The following is a 20567-nucleotide window of genomic DNA, read 5'->3' as shown; positions in this document are numbered from 1 at the left end:
TTAGCTTTTTTCGGCCTTCTTCCATAAAGCCTCCGTCAGCTCATCAATCGTCTCCTTCATCGAGAGCTTCTCATGCCAACGAGTTGGAATACCATTCAAACCATAGTAAGCCCCGCCAATCTGCCCGTACACCGCTCCGGTTGTATCGGCGTCATTCCCTAAATTTACCGCTAACAGTGCTCCCTCTTCGAACGAAGTCGAATGGTAAAATGCCCACAACGCAGCCTCAAGGGAACGAATGACATAACCGGTTCCCTGTATTTCGGGCGGCTCCTTATGACGGTAAGACCCCACGATTATTTCTTCAATTGCTGTCGAATAAGTTGGCATGTCCCGCCGCCACTTTCGACACACGTCGGCCGATAACATGGCTTCTTTGTCCGCTCCCTGCAGAGCTGCTACAAGAATTGAAGCAAGCACAGCGCAGGCCTCAACACTTTCGACTGCTCCATGGGTGGTGCGTGAACTCATCTCGGCGTACCTGATCGCCTCTTCCGGACGGTTCGCATAGGCCATAGCCACAGGTGCAAGCCTCATAATGGAGCCGTTTCCTGCGCTCATGGGGTCAACAGATCCGCTGTACGGATCTCCAGTGGCTTCGAACCGATGCAGCGCCTCTCTCGTAGCACCACCAATATCAAAGCACGTTCCTGTGCTGCTCATATATCCCACATAGTACCAATTCGTGTATCGCCGCATTTGGTCTGCCGGATCAAATTCATCTTTTCGCACCAAACTCTCGGCCAAACAGAGCGCCATCGATGTATCATCCGTCCACTGTCCCGGTTTTAGTCCAAACACACCGCCGCCCACGATATCCGTTACAGGTTCAAATGTACCCGGACTGCTGAATTCCACCGTGGTTCCCAAAGCATCACCCGTCGCCAGTCCGACCAGACATCCAAAAAAACGATCCTTGATAAGTGCCATTCTAGTTCTACCCTCTTTACAATTGTGATAACTAACGTATATTTTCCAAAACGCCAGAAAGGAAGCAAAAGCATAAAACACAGTACAGATATCCATTTGTAATCTATATTATAAAATTAATCTGGCTGAATTAAACATTCCACAATCGTCCCACTCCCTCCATTCCCATTTTAAGATAGAAACATATGTTCTTTACTTCTATATTATGATATCTTTATGCTAGAAACAAAACGATTACATCTCCATCATTTCGAATACTTATCCCTTTGTTAAAATCCTTTTCTACAAGTGAGGTGGTTCTTATATGATCTATATCGCGTTGCTGCGGGGCATTAATGTGGGCGGCAAAAACAAGATTAATATGAAAAAGCTCAAGGAAACGTTCGAGAAATCGGGCATGAGCCATGTGACGACCTACATCAACTCCGGTAACATCATTTTTTCCAGTAAAGTTCAATCCAACGAGGAGTTGTCGCTCCAACTGGAGCAGGCAATTCTGGAGGATTTTAGCTTACCTATCCGGGTTATCGTCCGCAATATGGCGGAAATACAGACCATTATGGAGACATTGCCGGAGGAGTGGTCTAATGATACACAGATGAAAAGTGATGTATTGTTTCTATGGGATGAAATTAATGATATTTCCGTTCTGGACAAGCTTCCATTGAAGCCGGGAATCGGCAATGTAGTGTATACGCCCGGGGCTATTCTGTTTTCTGTCAGCAGAGAGCATGCCATAAAAAGCGGGATAACGAAACTGGCCGGCTCCAGTCTGTATCAGCAAATGACTGTGCGGAATGTGAACACGACCCGGCAGATTTATAAGCTGATGCAAATGGCTGAACAGGAAGAGTTGCGTGCCGAAGGCAGCCGTAGAGCATAAAAAAAGGGAGCCTTCCTGCGGCTCCCTTAACTGCATTTTGGGGTTATATTGTTTCCTATCGTCCCTGCCTGTCAAGCGAATAAAGTTCGCTCCTCATATAGAATACCACTCAGCGTGCTGGCTTCGTTAAATTGCAAAACCGTCGACCAGTCCATTCAGCCGGGCAGCGCTTTCCTTCACCTGATCGGACTGGTGTGCCACTTCAAGAGACTTTTCCGCCGATGAAACCATATTCTCAGCAATGTGCTGGGCAGAAGCGGCAGACTGGTCGCTGGCTGTTGCAATCTCATGGATAGCTCTCACCATGGTTTGAATGGTTGCATTCACCTGCTTGGAGGTGGCGTTCAAATCATTGACTGTATTCGTATGCTCAACTGCATCATTGTAATATTGTGCTGCCGTATCCTCAAGCAGCTGATAATCCTTGCCCACCTTGGCATGCAGGAAATCCAGTAATTCCTCGGCATTGGTCGTCAGATTGGCTACAGATTGCACAACCTCTTGAGTAACACTCTGAATTTGATCTACCGCCTGCTTGGACCCATCTGCCAGCTTGCGAATCTCGTTAGCTACAACCGCAAACCCCCGGCCTGACTCACCGGCACGAGCCGCTTCAATGGATGCATTTAGAGCCAGCAAATTGGTTTGCGCCGTAATTTCCAGAATAGACTGGGAGAGTGTGCGAATTTGGTCTACCGCCTTGGCCCGTTCCAGCGCTTCCGTCATCTTTTCACTGGCTTTCCGGTAAATCTCTTTGGACGCTTTATTGGACTCACTGGCCTCATGCATCAACGCCTCTGCTTTTAGGCTTGTATCATAGGCAGACTGGGCTTTTTCTTGAGTTTTGACCGAAATGTACTCTGCCGCCCGCTGCATTTCATCGGCAGAATGATTCATATTTTCTGTATATGCCGAAGTTTCCTCCATCGCCGCTGACAGCTGTTCGACCGTTGCCGATACCTCTCTAATCCGCCCATTGAGATCTGTCATATTATGATTCGTCTGGTCACTTAGCTGATTAATTTGGCGAGATTCATTGATTACCCCCGTAATAACCATTGAGGTCGAATCTGTCATTTGTTGAATGGCACGTGCAATGACAGCGATTTCGTTATTACCCTTGAGCAGGGCTGGATCAAATGCTGCCGTTAAATTTCCTTGGGTAATCTCTTCACAGTATTTCGTAATGGTGCTCATCCGAGAACGGATATTCCGAATGGCCGACAAGGAGATCATACCAAGAACAGCCAGCACAAGAGTCAAAATCACGATCAAAACAATCGTACGCATTTTAATCTCATTTTGCGTATTTTGATATAGGTTCGCGGATTGCTCATTGTTGTAATCAGTAATATCGGTCAGTAGCTTGACAATTGCCGTACTGGATGTATTAATTCGGCTTCTCTCTTCCTTGTCATAGGTTCCGGTATTTTTTTTGACTGTCATGATCTGCTCAATATCCTGATAATATGTGGCCATACTGCCTTCTAGTTGCTCGTACAAATTCTGTTCCCTTGAATCGAGATTCTTTTGCGAGAATTTATCCAGCCCTGAAGTAACGCTGCCTTTTCCCTTCTGTACCTGATTATATTGTTTATCTGTGTACACCTCATTATCGAGTACCTTGGTATAGTTGGCCCGCATGTTATAAAAATCACTTTTTACTTCAAGAATATTCGTTTGGTGTTGAAAGCGATCCATATACAAAATACCCTGGCCCTCTTTAGCTTGATACATGCCGAAAACCCCTACCAACGATACAATGAGCAAGCCCGCTAAGCTGATCATGATCATGGAGACCATCGTTGTCGTGACCTTTAGATTTTTAAATCCTTTTACTTGTTTAGTGCTGTCTGATAGTTTTGTTCTCATCAAAACTCCTCCAGTCGTCTATGTAAAATAGATCACGCTGCTCTCACTTTCACAGGTGCTTTCGGCTGATACCATAGATATGATCCCCAAAAATAATAAGAATGAAGAGATTACACCGTGATAATATATATATCGGTAGAAAGCGCTTAATTTTGTAAGAGAAATAACAAAACTGCTAAAATAAAGAATATCTATCCAGTGAATGTGGGCTTGGAAAGTGTTAATGGATATGATGAGAAGTTGAAAAGGCTTAGGACCCGAACTGAATTCCATGGAGTGAGCGTAAAAGCCCCGGTGCTTTGCACCGGAGCTGGTAACCATAAATTATAATCATCGGTCAGGTCTGTTACGGCCCTACCTGTATACGTTTCCGTTTTCGCAGAAAATTCCGGGCCAGCCGGAGCATCCGCTCTTCACCATACGCATACAGCTTGTAATAGCTTTGGCAAAAATAGTCACGGCCCTGTCCCGGCTGCATGTTTCCTTCGGTGTGAGAAGTCCGGTTACGAGGACATCCTCCCTGACAGTAGGAGAGAAATTTACACTGTTTGCATTCCGGGGAGAGCTTGCCTTTCTGTTCCGCAAATGCTTGATATACCGGATGATGCAAGCATTCGGCAAGAGAGTCCTGGCTTGCATTCCCCAGACAATAGCGGTCATCCAGATAAAAGTCACAGGGATAGACATCCCCATTCTGCTCCAGAACCAGCGTTCCTCCGCAGGAGCTACTCTGCACACAGCATTCCGGCTCCAAACCCACCAGCTTCATCAGCCAGTTATCGAACAGACGGACGGACAAAACCGGATTACCATCCCTGTACCAACGGTCAAAAGCTTCACACAAAAAAGTGCCGTATTCCTCCGGTGTGATCAGATAGTTACCCGGAGCATCTGCCTGTTGGGAACGGAAATCCATGCAAGGAATGAACTGAACATGCCGCAGTTCTTGCTCCTCAAGCCAGGCCATTAACACCGGAGCTTCCCTGACATTCCCCTCATGAATGACGGTCAGAATGTTAAAATCAACGTCCGCTTTGCGTAATTCTTCAATTCCCCGCATCACCTGATTGTAGCTGCCTGTACCTGAGGCAGTTACACGGCGCTTGTCGTGAATGGCTTGGGGGCCGTCCAGACTCACGCCGATCAAAAACGAGTAAATACGGAAAAATCTCGCCCATTCGGCATTAATTAATGTTCCGTTCGTTTGGATCGAATTGCTGATAACCGTGTTGGGCCGGGCTAAACTGGCTTGATATGATACAACCCGCTCAAAAAACTCCCTTCCAGCCAGTAGCGGCTCACCGCCCTGCCATGCAAAGGAAGCACTGCCACGCGTGCCTTGCATCACTTCCCGGATAACCTTTCTCAGCAGCGGGTCTGCAATCCGCCGGATGGTCTTGCCTGGTTTACCTCCACAAGTGCTGTAATAGCAATAGTCGCATGCCAGATTGCAGTCCTCGGAAACCGTCTTCCACATGATGGATACAGGAGGCGAGGCAGAGACTGCCTGTGCGTACGACACAGCCCCCATTAGTTTTCATCCCTGTATACGGCGGCTGTCACAGGAGTAATAGGCGGTGCGGGTGGTGCCGACATGCCATCTCCCAGGTAATAATCCACCAATGTCGATTGCATATAGCCTTTTACACTCAAGGTATTGCGATAAGCCGGATTATGCAGCAGGGTATAGAGGCGGAGCCGTGAAGGAATGATTGTCGTGTATATTCTTAATTCAGTAAAATCGGCGCTTTCATACACCACTTCCTCCCGCCAGTCGCCAAACAGATCACCATATAGCACCGGAGCATTCCGCGAGTTTACACGAATGCCCTCGGCGGTGAACAGACGCACAGAACGGCCTTGTTCATAATCCCATTTGTCCACGAAATTCTTGTCCAGCAATTCGCCCAACGCATCGCCGTCCCACCAGATTTTAAAATTTTCGGTCGGTTTGGCTGTGCTGATCTCTTCTCCGTTCACGTTATATACACCGCCCGCACTGGACCACAGCTCATAGCCGCGGTGCCGCGGGTCAATGTCCGCTGCCGTACCCCGAGCCACATCCTGCGGTGGCTGGCCTGTGCGGATCATTCGGCCGTTCGAAGCATCGGCATAGAACCAGGGGAACTGGTTCACATGTCCGTTCTCGGCCTGCTGAATCCCGAACTGTTCCAGTCCCGGACGGTCCGGGTCAAGATCGGTAATATGGAATCGGTCACCATGCACAACACCTGGCAGGCTGTACAACGTACTGCCGTCATCATCCAGCGCCCAGCCTCCAAAGGAAACCTCGTCCTTGCCGTCACCGTCCAGATCCAGAATCCGAATCTGGTGAAAAAATTCACCGTCAGCGCCGACATGCTTCCAGCGTTCATTTAGCTTGCCGCCTGCGTAGTCGTAAGCCGTTGTAACGTAGCGGAATACCCTGTCCGTCCCCCGATTCTTGAATGCGGCAATCAGGCTTGGATGGACTCCATCCACATAGCCAATGCCAAAATGTCCGCTCAACGGCCCGTGCTGGATATGATCATTCGGCACCGGGACACGCGTCGTTTCGTATCCATGCTCGCCGTTGACAACAGAGATATACTGCACGGGCTGCGCAGACTCTGCAATGACTGCTCCATCGGCAAAACGAACGCCTGCGAACGTACGGATCAACACTTCGGCCCGGCCGTCACCGTCCAGATCACCGACGGTGACATTATCCGTATCGCGCCAGCCCCCAAGGCCTGGTACACCGTATTCACTTACAGATGCGGGCGGAGCGTTATACGTATCTATCGTTTTTACGCTGTAAGGCCCCATATCAATGCTCCAAAGCCATCCCTTGTCCAGGCTGTAAGCTTCCACCAAACGGTTGCCATCCTTTACGGGAATCCTGGTAACGATGTATTCATATGTGCCATCACCGTCCAAGTCCCCCGGCCAACCATGCTGCACAAAGTAATCACCCGGATTGGACGTAATCTGACGGAGCGGGATACTAAAATATTGGCGCTCAGGCGAATCCGCAGGCAGCACAAATTCCTCGCTCGTATCAACCCACTGCCCGTTGTTATATGATTTTACAAAATACACCTGCTTCTGGCCGGGATCGGCTCCCTCATCGGTATAATGGGTTCCTTCTCGCAAAGGCTGCTCATTCAGCCTGATCGCCGGTTCCTCCGCCGTCCGACGGTAGACGTCAAAGCTTACGCTATTTGCCTCTGTATCAAGCAACCTCCAGCTTACAAAAATCTTGCCTTCTCCTGCATGGACAGCCACCAGCCCCCGGTTCAAATATTCCACGAGCCGTGGTCCGCTTCCATTTTGGGCTTGCCCCTCCTCTGCTTGTGCCACGTCCGATGCAACACCCGATGGAACTGCCAAAGCCAATACAGCAGATAACCATACTTTAAGCCATTTACTTTTCACGTTTCATCCCTCCATATCGTTATTTCAGCGGGTTTAGACCACCACGGTCGTAAAGAGCCGGTCCTTTTGCCCAACTGCAGGCCAGATGCATCAGCAGTTCCGTTTTCAATTGTTCACGAATGGCTGCATAAGAATCGTCACTGTAGAGATTGTTCCATTCATGCGGGTCCTGTGTGAGATGGTACAGTTCTCCCCGGGTTTCATGCACCCGCGCCGCTGCCTCCCGTACCGTTCCCTCCACATACAAAATGAGTTTCCACTCCTGCGTGCGCCACATATAGGCTGGAGCAGAATGCGGCGCCGTCACACCCTTGCCGTGAAATTCACAAAAGCTCCCTCGATGTCGGATCTCCTGCAGCAGATCAAAGCCGGGCAACTGCGGATTCGTTCCCAATCCGGCTACCTCGCGCAACGTCGGCACCAGATCCACCAGTTCAGCAGGCCGCTCATCTATGCTGCCGCGCCGTTCACGCGGGATATAGGAACCCGACAGAATCATCGGAACCCGAACACTACTGTCATACAGATTGTATTTGGTAAAACGATAACGACGTTCACCCAGCATCTCTCCATGGTCGGAGATAAACACGATTAATGCGTTATCCAATCGGCCCAACTGCTGCAACCGATCAAGCACCTGACCAAAATAATGATCCAGCCATGAACAATTGGCCCAATACCGCAAAGTCGTAAGCCTACGTTCATCCCGGCTGAGCTGCTGCCAGACATTTTTCTTTTCCAGATAGGATTCACGGCTGTGGGTATTGACCTTATCTGAGGATGCCAGATGCGTCTCCTGCTCGTCTTGCCAAGGTGGTTGCGGAATATCGGGGATATCGTGCAGATTGTACAACTGCTCAAACTCGGCAGGTACGTTGAACCCGGCATGGGGCTTTAGAAAAGACAAGTAAAAAAATAACGGCCGCTCAGGATCAGGCCCCTGCTCCAAAAAACGCAAACTTTGCTCCGCCACCCAGCCGTCCCGGTGCTGATTCATCGGAATTTGGCTGGTGAGCCCCTTGTAGCCAAATTCATTTTCCTCCCCGCCCCCAAAATGACGGGTCTCACGATGGTAGGCCGCCAAGCTCTCGGGGTCCGCATCGCCCATCATGACGGCTCCCTGCTCATAATGGCCGCTTTCCCTCGCCAGACCGATGGCTCTGATTTCAAACCCGCGCGAAGATGGCTCGGCGAGCTCGCCGCTGTGGTTCCAATGCGTCTTGCCAAATCCTGCGGTCTGATAACCGGCACGCCTCATCAGCTCCGGCAGTGGTTCCGACGGCAGACGGTCTTCATCGAACAAGCCGCCGTAGTTCGTTCTGACCCCCAACTGCGAAGGGTAGTACCCGAACATCATTGAACTCCGACTTGGCACACACATGGGCGATTGGCAGACCGCCTGACTGAAGGTAATTCCTTTCGCCGCCAGCTTGTCCAGATTGGGGGTATGAATATGCTCGTTAAACGTTCCGATACAATCCCAGCGCTGTTGATCGGTCATCAAAAAAATAATGTCCGGTTTCGTATATGACATCCTATCACCTCCTGTTATGATGTGGGGCTAACAGCCAGCCCCGTTGCCCTGCTTATTCTGCCTGTCCAGCCGTACCAAATCCCTGTAGCGGCTGGGTGTTATGCCTTCATTTTTTTTGAAAATCCGGTTAAAATAACTCGCCTGATAGCCAACCTGCTCGGCAATTTCGTTCATTTTGCTGTCCGTCTCGGCAATCAGTTGTTTGGCATGCTTTAACCGGATTTCCGTCAAATAATCCACAAAATTATGCCCGATCATCTGCTTGAAAGCACGGCTCAACGTGTACGAGTGAATGCCGTGCAGGTCAGCCAATTCTTCAAGCGACATCGCTGCCGCATAAGCCTGGTCGGCATGCTTCTTGATCTCATGCACGGCCAGCTTGAGTCGTTCCTCCTCCCGACCTGTATAGTTATCAATGCACACCTGTATGATCCGGTGCCGGAACCATAGCTGCATATTTTCCGAACTGTCCAGATGCAGAAGCTCTTCAAATACATCTGCTTCAAACAGCATAAAAGGGTCGCCGCCAAGCCGGGCCATGCCGTGCTGGACAGCGGCCAGCAGTTGCAGCAGAGCCTGCTTCAACCGTTTGCAGTCGTCTCCAGCCGGGGAAACCTCTCTGCAGAAGCGTGACAGTAGTTCCGCCGCTGCTTCATAATCCGCATCGCGAATCGAGGCCAGCACTTCTTCTTCGAGATCGAGTGGATATTGCACCTGGACCAATATTTCGTCGTGCTTTGGATTGCACAGGTCGATCAGATCATGATGGTAGCTGCGCCGTAGTGCGTGTCTCGTTTGCCGGAATAGCTGCGCAATTTTGAGCGCTCCATCTGCCACTTCGCTGACCGCAACCGTCATCCGGCGGCCTATGCGCAGCCTTCCTTGGTCCACCCACCTCCTCCCGACATCCAATAGAATGGCTCTGCTGTCATTCGTTGACGCATGAGCGGGCATAGCCAGCAGCAACCCTACAGACAGATCGTGAAAATGGATGATTTCACCGCGGCATGGAAGCTCTTGCAGCAGATTATCCAGCACATCCGATACGTTCAGAACCAGCAGCTCCTCGTTATCTGCTGTATCGGTGTTGGCATAAAGCGCAGACCATGCCTGCGGAAATTGTGCAGGATAAGGGCTGATCTGTGCCAGCAGCACGACAAACGTATGCTCCTGCACCGGCCAGCCCAACCGGAAGAACCGCTCCCGCAGCTCCTGCTCCGTCATGCCGGACAGGTGTCCCTGAGCTAATTGGAGCAGGAAGCTTCGCCGAACGATGGGAAGCTGCTGCTCCAGCCTTTGCCCGAGCGATTCACGTTCATGCTGGAGCCCAAGCCAGTGCTGCTCCATTAGACCAAATTCATCCTGAACAGGAGTGCGGGCGCTCCCCCCATGAAGTACCCGTTCACCTGTAAACATATGAACAAGACGTCTCACCGGCTTATACAAATGCAGGGAACCCACCCAGGACATGAACAGTGCCAGCAGCAATCCGGCGGCATTCACAATGACTATCATTTTCGAGGCTGCCAGCATGGGAGCTGCAATCGCCGTCAACGGGGCAGCGGACACATACGTCCATTCTGCGCCTAATCGGCGAAAATTCCCGTACCGGATGGAATAGCTTTCCCCTTTATAGTCCATGAGAAAAGAAGCGTCGTGGCTGGAGATCAGCACCTTTTTACGAAGCAGAGCATTAAATTCGCGGTCCCCGGTTGAAGGGGATACAATCCACTGGCCTGCGCTGTCCAGTAAAAAGGTCGAACCGTTGGGGTATGGAGTTAGCGTTTGGATCAAATTCGTCAATTGTACAGAATCGAGGGTCATGGTCAAAGCTCCGAACGTCACACCGTTTTCCCCGGAAAGCTGAATAACTGCCATCATGGATTTACCGTCAGGCGTATGTGTCCAGAACGTGGTGTGAGGCCGCTCCAGCAGTGATTGATAACGTTCTGCACGGACAGATTCCGTGACAAACTCATAACGTTCTGAGGTCATGATCAGCGGCTTGGGCTGCTCCAGATATAATTCAATCCGCTGAATGAGCGTATTCGAGTTCTGAATAATAAGAAGCGTCCGATACAGTTCATGCACTTTTTTGTAATCATACACAAAGTTCAGTTGCTTCAAGCGGCTGTCAAACATCGGATCAAACGCCCATTGCGAAAAGGACAGCTCCAAATCATCAAGCTGCTGTTGGACAAACGCCGTGCGATGCTCCATCTGCCTCTGGTCGGTCTGCCGCAGCATCCCATCCAGACTGCCTGTCAGCCAGCCGTACAAAACACTCCCGGTTACAATACCTGGAATGCAAGCGATGAATAGCACTAGCACCAGACTTTTACGAAAAAAACGCCCTCGCTGACCTCCGCCGAGCAACCGCATGCACCGCACCGGCCCCGCCTCCCTTTCCGTTTCCTGTTGAAACCACCGGATAAATTCCGGACATTAGCCTTTGACTGATCCCATCAGCGCTCCTTTGGCAAAATGCTTCTGCACAAACGGATACACGGCCAGAATCGGCACAATCGCCACGATGATCGAAGCCATTTTCAGCATTTCCGTAGGCGGTGTCTCCACCTGCTGCCCTGGAGCAACCAAATCAATATTGGATGCGCTTAACAGCATATTTTGCAATAACACCTGAATCGGCCACTCGGCCGGATTATTCAAATACAGCAGCGCCGCAAAAAACTGGTTCCAGTACCCGACGGCAAAAAACAAACCGAATGTCGCCAAGGCTGGAAGAGATAACGGCAGCACGACGGTATACCATGTCCGAAAAGCATTGCAACCGTCCATAGCAGCCGCTTCGCTGATTTCAGCAGGCACCTGATCGAAGAAATTTTTCAGCAGAATCACGGTCCAGCCGTTGGCCAGCGAGGGCAAAATCAACGCCCAATGGGTGTTGATCAACCCCAGCTCACGCACCAGCAAATAGTTTGGGATGATGCCAGGACTGAACAAAACCGTCAGCAGAATCAGCAGCATGATGCCTCGCCGGAACACAAATTTTTTCCAGGAAAGGGCATAGGCTAATGAGGCAGATACAGCCAAACTACACACGGTCCCTACGGTGGCCAAAAACGAGCTGTTGCCAAGAGAACGTAAGAACGCTTCGGTGGACAGCAAGTAGGTGTAAGCTTCAAAAGACCATTGCTGCGGAAAAAGGACGATTTTTTTCTGTAAATACTCACCCGGATCGGTCAATGAGACGACCAGCACATAATACAACGGAAAAAACATCACTGCCGCCAGCAAGGTCAGAAACAGGACATTAACCGCTTGACCGATTCGCTCCAACTCTAATAACCTGTGCATATTGCCACCTCGTTTCTTGATCCGAAATCCGTTTTCAAGCATCAAAAGACTCCCTCTTCTCCCCAGCGCTTGACGAGACGATTGGCCAGCAGCACCAGCACCAGCCCGGTAACAGATTTGAACAGCCCGACAGCGGTACTATAGCTGTATTCCCCTTGCTCTATTCCGGTCCGGTAGACATAGGTATCGAACACTTCTGCTACCTCCGACACCGCGCCGTTGTACATCAGGAAAATTTGCTCAAACCCAACCTCCATAATATCGCCGAGCCGTAATATAAAGAGAACGATGACCACGCTCCGGATCGCAGGTAAAGTAATATGCCATATTTGCCGCAGTCTGCCGGCTCCGTCCATTCGAGCGGCTTCATACAGATGCATGTCTACCCCGGATATCGCGGCCAGAAATACAATCGTCCCCCAGCCTGCTTCCTTCCACATCGATTGCAGTGTAACCATAAGCCAAAAGCTGTCCGGATTGGTCAGAAAGTCGATTCTTTCATATCCCCAGGCTTCCAGCATATCGTTGACCAGCCCGCTCCCCTTGGCAAATAGCAATAGTGTTAGACCCGCAATAATGACCCAGGACAGAAAGTGCGGCATGTAAATGACCGTCTGGATGAAACGCTTAAATACATGACCGCGCAGCTCATTGAGACAAAGGGCAATCAGGATGGGAAAAGGAAAAAACAGCAGCAGATTCAAAGAACTGATAGCCAGCGTGTTACGGAACAATATGCCGAAATCAGGATGGGAGAACAGTCTCGCAAAATGGCTGAATCCAACCCACTCGCTCCTGCTAAATCCGATATAGGGCGAATAATCCTGAAAAGCGATCATCATTCCACCCAACGGGATATACTTAAACACGAGAAAAAAGAGGATGCCCGGCAAAGCCAGTAAATACAGGGTACGTTCCCGCAGCAAATGGCTGCGTATTCGTTTTGCTCTCCGCAATGTCCATCTGCCCTCTGCCCGTACTGCTCTTATTTCTTGATTCCATAAGCTCATATCGGGGAACCTTTCCAATCGGCCTACTGACCGATTCTTTTTTTGTACGCGTCTGTCATTTCTTGCGTTGTGGCTTTCAATTCAGGATCACGGCTAAGATCGATTACGAACGTATCCCAGGCTTCAATCGGTTCGCGTCCCAAAATAATTTTCGCTTTGAGATCCTGTATTTTTTTATTCAGCTCAGGCAGAACTCTTTGTCCGGTGGCGGATTGCAAGCCTGTGGAGATATTGGGTACACTGGTAGCCTGCCGTTCCTCTTCCACCTTTTTAAACAATTGATTAGCCTGCGTTTCTTCGTCCGTCTCCCCCTGGGTGTCCCATGGAATGTTAATAATGTTGACGATATGGTTAAAGTCCGAAGCATTATCTTGGGTCAATTTCTCGGCATTCGGTTTCTTTTCACCCTTGACGACGGTATGATGCACTCCCTCCAGGCCAAAGCGCTGAATTTCGAACACATCCGGATTCATCCAGGTATTGATGAGCTTTAAAATCTGCTTCATTTTCTCTTCCGGGACTGATTTGGGGATGGCCAGCATCCCGTTATAGCCCGAACCAAGCGGATTATAGCCATTCAGGTTCGTTAATGGATAGAAATCCGTGTATTTGAAATGAGGGTCCACCTTTTTCAGATCATCCGCATAAATCTTGCGCATCGTGCCAGTCTTGTCTACGATAATCCCGGCCTTGTTCCGCTTGAACAGCTCACGCGCCTGAGTCAGCTTGAGAGACAGCAAATCCTGTGGCATCATTCCATCTTGGTAGGCCTGACGCAAATATGCCAGCGATTCTCGTGTTTCGGGCAGCAGCGCCGTGTTAATCAGGGTTCCTTGGTGGGAATCCCATTTCCAGTTGCCGTTCACCCCGGTAAAAGCACTCTCAATGGACCCGAGCACAGGCCCGATATTTCCATTCCAGCCCAAATCGTCAGGACTGATATACGCAGCAAGCGCAGTTGTATCCTTCACACCGTTGCCGTCCGGGTCCTTCTCCACAAATGCCTTCATCACCTCGAACAATTCATCAGTCGTTTGGGGAACCCGCAGTCCGAGCTTGTCCAGCCAGTCCTTGCGGATAATAAAAAAGGATTCTCCTGTTACCGGTCTGGGACGCGGAATGCCATAATTGTTGCCGTCTGCCGCTTTTGTCGTTTCCCATGCAATCTCGGGAATTCCGTTCACCAGATTAGGATAATTCTGAATGTAAGGAGTCAGATTCCAAAAAGCGCCCTGCGTAACCATTTTGGAAAAGGTACTGTTGAACGGGTCATTAATCATAATGAGGTCGGGGATATCTCCCGATGCCAGCGTCAAATTCAGCTTGTCGGTATACACATTGTTGGACACCCATTGAATATGCATTTTGGAATTGGTCGCTTTTTCAATAGCACGCTTGATCACGTTATCATCTGCGGCCGGGATGGCGCTGGGCGTAATCGTCATAATGCTCAATTCCAGCGCTCCGGCGGCTCCGGTATTAGAGGCCCCCTCTTGCGAGTTTGCCCCGCCGCAAGCACTTAGCAGAAGTGACAGTACAAGCAGAAGTATCGTCGATTTAATCATTGACAGTCGGTTATGTTTGAAAAGCATACTCGGACCCTCCATTTTACCTATAGGTTTAATCGGATTTTGAAGTAAAAAAATGGTGCCTGCTGCCGACTTTCATTCACTATACCCAACACTGTTATTTTCTGCAATTGCATTTTTTTGCAGCCCAAATTCCTTGCTCCAAGCCAGGTATTCAACGCCCGCCAGCAGCACGATCCCGATGCCGTGGGTGTCATTTAGCTGACTCGGAAGCTCATGCTTATAGTAATTACAGGAAAAGGAATAGCCCGAACCCCGGCATACGCCACTCACGTTCCCCTGCGAATCAATCGACAGACTCGCCAACGCCTGCCAGCCTCTGGCTACAGCCTGGGTGTAATCTTCGTGCGCACCAGCCAGCCACCCGAAGCGTAACCCCCGCGCCAAACCATATACAAACATCGCCGTGCAGGATGTTTCTTCGTAGGAATCAGGATCATCCAATACCTGATGCCATCTTCCCTGGCGACCTTGCCAGCTTATCAGCCCTGCACTGAAATCCTGATACCATTGCAGCAGTTCCTGCCGCTGCGGATACGACGATGGCAGCCCACTCAGCAGCTCGACCAGTGCAAAATAAGCCCAGCCGTTTCCCCTTCCCCACGGAATTCCCGTCGCCCGGTCAAATTTAAAATCATACACATGCGACATATAACGTTTATCAGACCTGTACAGATAACGGCGATACGCCGCAAGCTGATTGCAGGCATCCTCCAGCCATCTGTGTTCACCTGTTCGTTGATAATAATGAACGAGAAAAGGAACACACATATACAGATCATCACACCACAATGTACGGTGCTTGATCCCCTGACTCTGCTCGCCGCGATATAGCGTGCCGTCCGGCAGCCGTTCCTGTATATGAGCGATATAATCGGCAATCCGTGCGGCGACTTCGGCTCCACCAGGCAGTTCACGCCTGTCCAGCGCCAGCAGCAAGGTTGCCGCAAAAGAGCCGCAATCGTCCAGACTGTCTATCGCCGCAAGCTGATGATTAATGCCGCTGGCCCCGTACATCTGCTGATCCCACAGCGCGTACTGATCATAGGCGGTGCACTGGCTGATATGATTGTACGCATAGGCCGAATACTGCCGCTCATCAAGGGCCGTGCCTGTCTGGAGCAGGCCCAGCAGGGTGACGCCCAGCGGATAATTCCAGCGCCCATAATGGTCCGTCTCCACATAGGGCCGGACAACCCGCGCCGGATTCGCAAGCTGCCAGTACACCTCCCGTCCCTGGGCCATGTACAGCTGATCCATTCGACACAACTGGCGAAGGTCGAATTCATCGTCTGCCGCGAAGGCCCCAAGATGAAGCCATGTATCCCGCTGCGCACCTTCTATCTGAACCGGCAGCGTATACCCAAACGGCCCGGAGAGAGGCGCAAGCTCGAAGTACCAGTCCTCTGCCGCCGGACGTACCGAACGAAGGACCACATCCGAGCCTTCCGGGCCCACGGGCAATGGCAGGCTGAACCTCCCGTTCACCGAAGTCGAACGGTACAACAGCTCGCCAGCCGCGTATATGTCCAGTGCGCCTGTGTGGCACCCGTTCAGCACGGCTGTCTCCACTGCCAGGCCTTCCTCTGGCAGCGACTGTACACGGGTCCATGCATAGGACACCATACCGGGCGGTGCCGTACCGAACATGGTACTTAGCCTCACAGTGCCGCATGAGGTAGATGTGGAGCGTCCGCGCCGTAAACATGGCCACTGACATTCAGCCGCCGTTGCCTGACCGCGCTGCTGACCCGGCTCTACAGCAAGCCTCTGCCCCATTTTCAGCTGCCCCTGTACTGTCGCTGCCTTCGGCTCCCGCTGCTGTTCCTGCTGCACCTCCAACAATTGCTCTTGTTTCCGCTCTGGTTCCTCCTCCCTCCACTCCGGCTCCCCCTCCCGGTTTGGCAGCCACTTGACGGCCGTGTCCTGCTCCGCTGTCCCCGGACCGGGGAGCTGATCCAGCCGCCGATCCAGCCCTGGCGTATAAATCCATCCTTCCTCCCCTTCGCGCTCCGGTGAAGGAGCCAAAACATGAAGTGGGCTGCGCTTCAACATCCCGGTTCCGAATTTGCCGCCGCAGCCGGTACCGGTCTTTTCAAACTCCAGCACAAAATGATTCCAGCCCGCTTGCAGCAGCAAAGGAACGGTCGTTTTCAACTCGGGAAATACTTCAATATGAATCGCGGATTTGTAAGCTAATTCCCCGTTCAGATACAACCGTACCGGACTAAAGCAGCTCAGGCTAAATGCTTTTACCTCCTGTGCCGGATTGAAATATTTTCCCCAGGCATATACGTACTGCCCTTCCACAAGTCCCGGCAACCGGGAATCCAAATCGAATACATAACGGCAATCCGCGTCCCTGCGCAACCCATTCCGATCCGAAGCCCGAAACACAAACGGAACCTCCGGATGATCGCTCATATACCGGTCCGCTACCAGGCGAAGAACATCCTCCACCCATTGCCAGCTATCCTCTGTGAGAGCCTTACCCGATCCTTTCCCTTGCGCCATTTCATCCATCGGCAACTCCCTTTCTACTGTTATTTCCTTGCCTCTTTTCAAATCTGCTTCATTCGTACTCCCCGCCCGGATACAGGGTCGAACTGTACAGCCTTTTCGATTGCTTTAATGTTTGGCCCGGACGGGCAGCGTCCAGAGTACCGGGGCGGTTGGCGAAAATATGCAGAGCTTCATCATCATGCAACACTACATGAGTAAATCCCGCGCCCGTAAGATCGGCATAAGCCGCCAGCCCGTCGACTGGAAAAGAGGTCACAACTTCCATGTATCCGTTGTACAGAGCCGGCAATACGCCGCCCCCTCTCCGATACGCCAAGATGTAGTCCAGACGTTCCTCATCCCAATGCCGTACGGTCTCCGCAATCGTCAGCCAGCCAGCTGTCGTGCGTTCTTCCTTCCATAATTGCCGCCCGTCTTGATCCAGCAAAAACAGCGCATCCCTGCCTGTCTCCGAAAAAACATCTCCTGCATCTCCGCGAATGATCCGGTCCACACCGGCAATCTGGAGGCCAGGGAGATCAGCGCGAAACTTGCCCAGTGCCACATGCTGTGATTCCACCGAGCCGGAATACCGCCATATCTCCTGTCCGTCGGCATCGTACATTACGGTTACACTGCCGCCAATCACAATCATGCTGCGGCCATCTCCAGCCACGTCCCCCACCCAGATGCAATCGGCATGGTCCTCAAGTCCACGACAGGACCAACGCAGTTTACCTTCATGATCCAGCATGTCGTAGCCAGCCATAACTTCATCACGCCCGTCTCCATCCCAATCATGCGCCCATGGAAAATGCCCCGGATTTCCCTCATGCGTCCAGAGCAGATTAAAATGACGGTCCAGCACCCAGAGGGTATGATACCTGTCCTTCAAAAGAATATCCGAAGGCCAATCATGGCCCGATATATTTGTGATCATAATACAATCATGGGCCATCTCCCCGGGCAGGGCGAATGAACGTTTTTCCCGTCCACTTCGCCCCTCCAATATACGAAAACGCCCGTCCATCACACACAGCACCTCGTTACATCCATCCCCGTCTATGTCCGCAATCTGCGCCGGGAAATCAGAACCGTTTCGCCCCGGCTCTGGATCTGGTGCCCCTTTTTGCCACAGAAGGTGTCCATCCAGATCATAGGCAGTTATGCATTGCACCTGATGAGGCACATACCTGTCATCAATACCTCCATTCCCCTGCACCAGCACCAGTTCCATACGTCCGTCTCCATCCAGATCACCAATCAGTAGCTTGTTGCGAGCTCCTGCCTGTCGGATATCTATCCTTTTCAGCAAATAAGGCTCCTTAAAGTTGGCTATGTTTGTTCTCTCCCTTCTCACGTGTCAATCTTGTACCGATTAAACTTATTTGTAGTATTATCAAAGTCCGTATATCCTGCAATGGGATTTTTCTGCATCATTTTACAAGCTGTTGACGCAACTTTAAACGCGCAACCATCTTCCTTGCCGTCATTTCAACCTGCTATCTGATACACGTTCGAATTATGTAGTATAATCAATTTTTAATAGCCTATCGCTATGAATGGGTTAATTTATATTATTTTGAGGTGTATGTATGAAGTGGCTGGAAACGATCAGATTATGGAACCAAACGCCAGTTAAAGTGCTGGATATTCGTCATTTTACGATGAAGCCCGGAGAGAAACTGAGTGACTATTCCCTGCCTTCAAGCGGATTTCTATTGGCCCGTCAAGGAGAAGCCAGATTGATGCTTGATGAAATCGAAACCTCATCAGCCAGGTTTCAGGTTCTTCACGGCGGAAAAGGAGCAAATCTTAACATCTGGTGCTTAAACCACCCGTTTGAATATTACCTCATTTTATACAAGCCCGTTCAAAAGCAAGCGGATCAACCTTCACATAAACAAGAAGATCCTATGGTTTTATTTAGACAGCAATATGCGTTTCAGGCCCTTTATCCGCTCCCCCTGATATCGCTTGTCGAGCAAATGAATAATCAGTGGGCCAAGAGAAATGAGCTGGATAAACTACAAGTGAATGGATTGTTCTATCAGTTCGTACATGAACAGTTTCGTCAATTGCAGATGAAGGAGGTCAAAATATCCGAGCCGGATCTGGCTACACAAATAGCTCAGTATATTCAAGCGCATTTCCAAAAACCAATAGCCATGGAGACAATGGCGAAACAGTTTCATTACAGTACCCACTATCTCGTAAAAGTGTTTAAGCGCAAATATGAATGCAGCCCGATCGAATATGTCGTTCGCACCCGTATCAACAGAGCCAAATCCTTATTGGCTGAAACAGATGCTTCCATTAGAGATGTTGCTGAAAGTGTTGGGTATACCAACTTTTATTATTTTAGTCGACTTTTCAAAAAGCTGACTGGCGAAACGCCTACACAATTTAAAATGCATAGCTTCATTTTAAAAGGTTCAACAAATGCAAATTTTACACTCAAATCATTCATTGCTCCCCGATCAGGACAAAGTTATATTAATGATATTGATAACAATGATAATCATTATCAACATGATGCTTGGAGAGTGGATGATATGAATGTTAGCTTTAAGCCTGCCTTTGCCGTTACTCTTTTGTTCAGTCTGGCCCTGCTGCTGGCAGCTTGCAGCGGTTCGAGTGACGTGGTGAAGCCCCTTGAAACAAGAACGTATACAGATGCACTGGGTCGGCAAATAGAAATACCTGTTCAACCCAAAAAGGCAGTGGTTATTACATACGGCGGTTATTTGCTTCCATTAGGCCTGCAACCGATTGGCGCCAATCAGGAAGTGCTTGATCTGTATCCGGACAAGATGGCCGATGTCCAAAGCATAGGGAAAGGAACGGGAAATGTGGAGGCCATCTCCGCCTTAGGCCCGGATTTGATTATACTGCCGGACTTCCACGACAAAGCAACCTACGAGCAATATCAAAAAATCGCCCCAACGATTGCAGTAGCATGGGGCGGTGATCCAGACGTGGTGGATACATTGCGGACCTTTGGTGATATTATGAATCGGAATAAGGAAGCAGAAGCCTGGATTGCCAAGTTCGAGAAAAAATTGCAGGGCATTCGAGCACAAACTCACATCCCTATTAAAGCAGATACTACCGCGATATCTTTCATTATTCACAAGGGAGAGGTACTGCTTGGAGGTGAGGGCGGCACACTCGGCAAATTGATCTACCAGGATTTTGGGTTCCAAATGCCTGAGCAATTCAAACCCTATGCCGATGGTGGTACTGCTCTGTCCATGGAGGCTCTGGTTCATCGTCCGGCTGACTATTTCTTTACGCAAATGACCGATCAAGAGCTGGAACAAACCATGAAGCTGTTCAGTGAACCTGTGTACCAAACGATTCCTGCTGTGAAACGTAATCACATTATTAATGTCTCTCGGGATAAATGGAACTATGGTCCCTTTCTAGTGGACGAGGCTGTCGATTCGTTGATGGAACAAATATCTCAAATTCAGCCATAAGATATGATCCACCAGTTCAGCAACCGTTAA

13 protein-coding genes are annotated in these 20567 nt (G+C 50.2%); 2 read left to right on the top strand and 11 right to left on the bottom strand.

The window, feature by feature from the left end:
* The gene (locus tag BAZ21_RS24505) at positions 1-930 is read right to left on the bottom strand and encodes an ADP-ribosylglycohydrolase family protein (protein WP_068505503.1); all 930 of its coding nucleotides are present in this window, start codon (positions 928-930) and stop codon (positions 1-3) included.
* A gap of 304 nt (positions 931-1234) precedes the next feature.
* Here BAZ21_RS24505 and BAZ21_RS24500 point away from each other — a divergent pair, with 304 nt between their 5' ends.
* Positions 1235-1813: a DUF1697 domain-containing protein gene (locus BAZ21_RS24500; protein WP_068505502.1), complete on the top strand. Its 579-nt coding sequence runs from the start codon at positions 1235-1237 to the stop codon at positions 1811-1813.
* 126 nt (positions 1814-1939) lie between these two features.
* Here BAZ21_RS24500 and BAZ21_RS24495 read toward each other — a convergent pair whose 3' ends face one another.
* The 10 genes from BAZ21_RS24495 to BAZ21_RS24450 form a co-directional block, all read right to left on the bottom strand.
* Positions 1940-3685, bottom strand: coding sequence for a methyl-accepting chemotaxis protein (locus tag BAZ21_RS24495; protein WP_068505501.1), 1746 nt, complete (start codon positions 3683-3685; stop codon positions 1940-1942).
* A 346-nt stretch (positions 3686-4031) separates the two neighbouring features.
* On the bottom strand, positions 4032-5216 hold the full coding sequence (locus BAZ21_RS24490) for an anaerobic sulfatase maturase (protein WP_068505500.1): 1185 nt from the start codon (positions 5214-5216) through the stop codon (positions 4032-4034).
* Entirely contained in the window at positions 5216-7102 is a 1887-nt protein-coding gene (locus tag BAZ21_RS24485; RefSeq protein WP_068505499.1) for a rhamnogalacturonan lyase family protein, read from the bottom strand. Before BAZ21_RS24485 ends, BAZ21_RS24490 begins: the two co-directional genes overlap by 1 nt.
* 19 nt (positions 7103-7121) lie before the next feature.
* Complete coding sequence (locus tag BAZ21_RS24480; RefSeq protein WP_068505498.1) at positions 7122-8636, bottom strand: sulfatase family protein; 1515 nt, start codon at positions 8634-8636, stop codon at positions 7122-7124.
* 27 nt (positions 8637-8663) lie between these two features.
* Positions 8664-11018 carry an AraC family transcriptional regulator gene (locus tag BAZ21_RS24475; RefSeq protein WP_068505497.1) on the bottom strand — a complete coding sequence of 785 codons (2355 nt, stop codon included), beginning with the start codon at positions 11016-11018 and terminating at the stop codon, positions 8664-8666.
* 63 nt (positions 11019-11081) lie between these two features.
* Positions 11082-11954 (bottom strand): carbohydrate ABC transporter permease, encoded by an 873-nt coding sequence (locus tag BAZ21_RS24470; protein ID WP_068505525.1) that lies wholly within the window; start codon positions 11952-11954, stop codon positions 11082-11084.
* Between the two features lie 41 nt (positions 11955-11995).
* Positions 11996-12964, bottom strand: coding sequence for an ABC transporter permease (locus BAZ21_RS24465; RefSeq protein WP_084011903.1), 969 nt, complete (start codon positions 12962-12964; stop codon positions 11996-11998).
* Between the two features lie 23 nt (positions 12965-12987).
* A complete protein-coding gene (locus BAZ21_RS24460; RefSeq protein ID WP_256022459.1) occupies positions 12988-14556 on the bottom strand; it encodes an extracellular solute-binding protein in 1569 nt (522 codons plus the stop codon).
* A 72-nt stretch (positions 14557-14628) separates the two neighbouring features.
* On the bottom strand, positions 14629-17076 hold the full coding sequence (locus BAZ21_RS24455) for a glycoside hydrolase family 88/105 protein (RefSeq protein ID WP_068505496.1): 2448 nt from the start codon (positions 17074-17076) through the stop codon (positions 14629-14631).
* 49 nt (positions 17077-17125) lie between these two features.
* Entirely contained in the window at positions 17126-18370 is a 1245-nt protein-coding gene (locus tag BAZ21_RS24450; protein ID WP_068505495.1) for a hypothetical protein, read from the bottom strand.
* Between the two features lie 280 nt (positions 18371-18650).
* On the opposite strand from BAZ21_RS24450, the gene BAZ21_RS24445 reads away from it, so the two are divergent.
* The gene (locus BAZ21_RS24445) at positions 18651-20537 is read left to right on the top strand and encodes an ABC transporter substrate-binding protein (protein WP_068505494.1); all 1887 of its coding nucleotides are present in this window, start codon (positions 18651-18653) and stop codon (positions 20535-20537) included.
* The last annotated feature ends 30 nt before the right edge of the window (positions 20538-20567 follow it).

The sequence above is a fragment of the Paenibacillus kribbensis genome, from assembly GCF_001705305.1.
GTDB lineage: Bacteria > Bacillota > Bacilli > Paenibacillales > Paenibacillaceae > Paenibacillus > Paenibacillus kribbensis_B.
The sequence above is the reverse complement of the archived record's forward strand: the minus strand, read 5'-3'. Positions and strand labels throughout refer to the sequence as shown.

Bases quoted from the DNA above. Each gene is read 5' to 3' on its own strand.
- BAZ21_RS24505 (WP_068505503.1), bottom strand. From the start codon at position 930: ATGGCACTTATCAAGGATCGTTTTTTTGGATGTCTGGTCGGACTGGCG.
- BAZ21_RS24500 (WP_068505502.1), top strand. From the start codon at position 1,235: ATGATCTATATCGCGTTGCTGCGGGGCATTAATGTGGGCGGCAAAAAC.
- BAZ21_RS24495 (WP_068505501.1), bottom strand. From the start codon at position 3,685: ATGAGAACAAAACTATCAGACAGCACTAAACAAGTAAAAGGATTTAAA.
- BAZ21_RS24490 (WP_068505500.1), bottom strand. From the start codon at position 5,216: ATGGGGGCTGTGTCGTACGCACAGGCAGTCTCTGCCTCGCCTCCTGTA.
- BAZ21_RS24480 (WP_068505498.1), bottom strand. From the start codon at position 8,636: ATGTCATATACGAAACCGGACATTATTTTTTTGATGACCGATCAACAG.
- BAZ21_RS24475 (WP_068505497.1), bottom strand. From the start codon at position 11,018: ATGCGGTTGCTCGGCGGAGGTCAGCGAGGGCGTTTTTTTCGTAAAAGT.
- BAZ21_RS24470 (WP_068505525.1), bottom strand. From the start codon at position 11,954: ATGCACAGGTTATTAGAGTTGGAGCGAATCGGTCAAGCGGTTAATGTC.
- BAZ21_RS24465 (WP_084011903.1), bottom strand. From the start codon at position 12,964: ATGAGCTTATGGAATCAAGAAATAAGAGCAGTACGGGCAGAGGGCAGA.
- BAZ21_RS24460 (WP_256022459.1), bottom strand. From the start codon at position 14,556: ATGCTTTTCAAACATAACCGACTGTCAATGATTAAATCGACGATACTT.
- BAZ21_RS24455 (WP_068505496.1), bottom strand. From the start codon at position 17,076: ATGGATGAAATGGCGCAAGGGAAAGGATCGGGTAAGGCTCTCACAGAG.
- BAZ21_RS24445 (WP_068505494.1), top strand. From the start codon at position 18,651: ATGAAGTGGCTGGAAACGATCAGATTATGGAACCAAACGCCAGTTAAA.